Below are 2,719 nucleotides of genomic sequence, written 5' to 3'. Positions count from 1 at the left end.
GGCTGCTGCTCTTCCTGGGGGAAAGGCCGCTGGTGATCCACAATGCCCCCTTCGACATGGGGTTCATCGACAGGGTCCTCGGGGAGAGCTTCCTGGAGCCCACTCCCAACGACCTTTTCGACACGAGCCGTATCGCCCCGGTGGTCTTCCCGGGGCTGCCCGATTACAAGCTGGGAAGCCTCTCCCGCGCCCTCGGCGTGAAGCCGGGGCGCGGCCACAGAGCGCTGGATGATTCGCTGGCGGCCATGGGGATTTTCCTTAAGTGCCTCGAAAAGATCGACCCATCGAGGGAGATGGGTTACGACCGCCTAGAAAGGGACTACTCCCTCGGTTCCCTCCTGGCGCTGGACAGAAGCGAGGCCCTGCTCCACTGGCCCCCCGGATTCGACGCCATCAGGGAGGCCTGCGAGAACTCCGGGACGGTGTTCATCGTCTACCAGGGCGGAAGCGGCGAGGTGACCCAGAGGCTCATCGAGCCCACGGGACTCGTCAGGATCGCCGGCAGGACCATGCTCGAAGCCTGGTGCACGCTCCGGGGCGAAAGCCGGACCTTCCGCTTCGACAGGATCATCGATGTAAAAAGGCTGCAGGAATGAAAAAGGCGCCCCCTGAGGGGGCGCCTTCGCCTATTTTAATGGCGCGCCGGACAGGAGTCGAACCCGTAACCTTCGGATCCGTAGTCCGATGCTCTATCCAATTGAGCTACCGGCGCGCGATGCTTGGAGCCCTATGGCGGTGGGACAGGGATTCGAACCCTGGAGAGAGGTTTAAGCCCCCCTACTCGCTTAGCAGGCGAGTGCCTTCAGCCGCTCGGCCATCCCACCCTGTGCGTTTACGCGCGGTCTATTCTAGGCACCCCCGGGGGGAGTGTCAAGAAAGAAAGCGACGGGTCAGGCGTTCTCGAACCCCGCTTCGCGCAAGACCTCCATGGAGGGGTAGTGGGTCATGTCCATGTGGATGGGCGTGATGGAAACAAACCCCTCCATTACCGCGCCTATATCGCTGCCGTCCTCCCTCAGGTCCTCCGGCTTGCCGGATATCCAGTAGCAGGAACGGCCTTTCGGATCCTTGAGGGGTGTAACCTTTTCCTTGTAGATCCGAACCCCCTTCCTGGTGACCCTGAAGCCCTTGAGTTCATCCCGCGGGCAATTCGGAACGTTCACGTTCAGCAGTATGCCCCCGGGCAGGGGATGCTCCCTTAAACGCCCAAGAATGAAAACCACGGCATCGGCGGCCGTTTCGTAATGCTCCTCTTCATCGTTGGGCCCGCAGTTCAGGGAGACGGCGATGGAGGGTTTCCCCAGGAACAGCCCTTCCATGGCGGCCGAGACCGTTCCCGAATAGGTAAGGTCGTCGGCGAGGTTGGGTCCCCGGTTTATCCCCGAGACCACGACCTCCGAACCAGGGGCGATGGCTTCCAGGCCGAGGACCACGCAATCCGAGGGGGTTCCGTCGCAGGAGTGGACCTCCAGGTCTTTCGGATACCCTCCCCCCTCGACCTTCCTCAACCTGAGGGGCCTGTGAAGGGTTATGGCGTGCCCCACGCTGCTTCTTTCCCTGTCGGGGGCTACCACGCTGGGCTCGTGGCCCTGGTCGCGAAGTTCCCTGACCAGCAGGATTATTCCCGGGGCAAAGACGCCATCGTCGTTGGAGACGAGAATTTTCAAAGGCTTGCACACTCCTTCCGGTAATCAGAGTATCAAGTGGAAGAGGGTCATTATCACCGGACTGATCACCGCCTGGACCACCCCCAGGGCTAAAAGGATCATCAGGATGAAGATCCCGTACCTTTCGAGCCAGTAAAAGCCCCTCAGCCACGAGGGAGGCAGGAACAGGGATACCAGCTTTGAGCCGTCAAGGGGCGGGATGGGTACGAGGTTGAAAACGCCCAGTCCGAGATTGATGAGGATCATGAGGATGACGAACCTCCCCAGGGCGGGGATGGATATGAAGGGACCCGGGAAAAGCCTCACCACGATCCCACAGGCCGCCGCCGTGGCCAGGTTGCCCGCCGAACCCGCCAGGGAAACGATCGCCATGTCGCGACGGGGACGCTTGAAGTACCTGGGATCGATCGGTACGGGCTTCGCCCAGCCAAAGCGGAAGACGAGCAGCATCAGGGCCCCTATCGGGTCAAGATGGGCCAGGGGGTTGAGCGTGAGCCGCCCCATCCTGGCCGCCGTGGGGTCACCGAGGAAATTGGCGGCGTAGCCGTGACAGTATTCATGAAAGGTTATGGCCCAGAGGACAGCCGGCAGGCTCAGAAGCAGGTCCCCCAGGGCGGGGATGTTGCTCAAAGCGTTACACCTCCTCGGAGCGGGCGGGGAAATGGCTCCCGACCCATTCGATCTCATCTTCGCGGGTTTCCACTTCCCCGTCCAGCCGGGCCATCTGCAATTTCGAAAGCATGCTCCCGATGAGGGGCCCTTCCTGGTAACCCCTCTCAAGCAGGTCGCGCCCTACGAGCATGGGCTCCACCTTCTGGAGACGGGTCAGGTAAAGGAGTATCCTCCTCCTCACCCGCCAGCGCTCGGTGGCGGCGGCCCAGTAGAAAGCCGTTATGGGGCTGTACTCCTTCAGGAACATGAAGATATTCGAGGGCTTCTTTTCCCCTCTCCCGCCGAGCCCGTGCTCGGCCGCTCCCAGTTCGAAAAGTCCCTTGGTGATCAAGTCTCTTTCGGCGGGCGAAAGGTTGAGCCTGTCGAGCACCTGCAAACTG

At 61.6% G+C, this 2,719-nt stretch carries 4 protein-coding genes and 2 tRNA genes; 1 reads left to right on the top strand and 5 read right to left on the bottom strand.

Going from position 1 to position 2,719, the window contains the following annotated elements; all coding sequences use genetic code 11:
* Positions 1 to 32: 32 nt before the first annotated feature.
* Positions 33 to 596: a WYL domain-containing protein gene (locus GX108_02790; GenBank protein NLO55972.1), complete on the top strand. Its 564-nt coding sequence runs from the start codon at positions 33 to 35 to the stop codon at positions 594 to 596.
* 39 nt (positions 597 to 635) lie between these two features.
* Here GX108_02790 and GX108_02785 read toward each other — a convergent pair.
* The 5 genes from GX108_02785 to GX108_02765 all read right to left on the bottom strand — a co-directional run.
* Positions 636 to 712: transfer RNA gene (locus tag GX108_02785), tRNA-Arg, on the bottom strand.
* An 18-nt stretch (positions 713 to 730) separates the two neighbouring features.
* Positions 731 to 824: transfer RNA gene (locus tag GX108_02780), tRNA-Ser, on the bottom strand.
* A 66-nt stretch (positions 825 to 890) separates the two neighbouring features.
* Positions 891 to 1,667 carry a 5'/3'-nucleotidase SurE gene (gene surE / locus GX108_02775; GenBank protein ID NLO55971.1) on the bottom strand — a complete coding sequence of 259 codons (777 nt, stop codon included), beginning with the start codon at positions 1,665 to 1,667 and terminating at the stop codon, positions 891 to 893.
* Positions 1,668 to 1,691: 24 nt separating this feature from the next.
* Complete coding sequence (locus tag GX108_02770; protein ID NLO55970.1) at positions 1,692 to 2,354, bottom strand: site-2 protease family protein; 663 nt, start codon at positions 2,352 to 2,354, stop codon at positions 1,692 to 1,694.
* A partial coding sequence (locus GX108_02765) for a hypothetical protein (protein NLO55969.1) occupies positions 2,302 to 2,719 on the bottom strand: 418 nt, incomplete at its 5' end. The genes GX108_02770 and GX108_02765, both read right to left, overlap by 53 nt.

The organism is Thermovirga sp. (assembly GCA_012523215.1).
In the GTDB taxonomy this organism is placed as follows: Bacteria; Synergistota; Synergistia; order Synergistales; family Thermovirgaceae; genus 58-81.
This window is presented reverse-complemented; position numbering and strand designations above follow the sequence as displayed.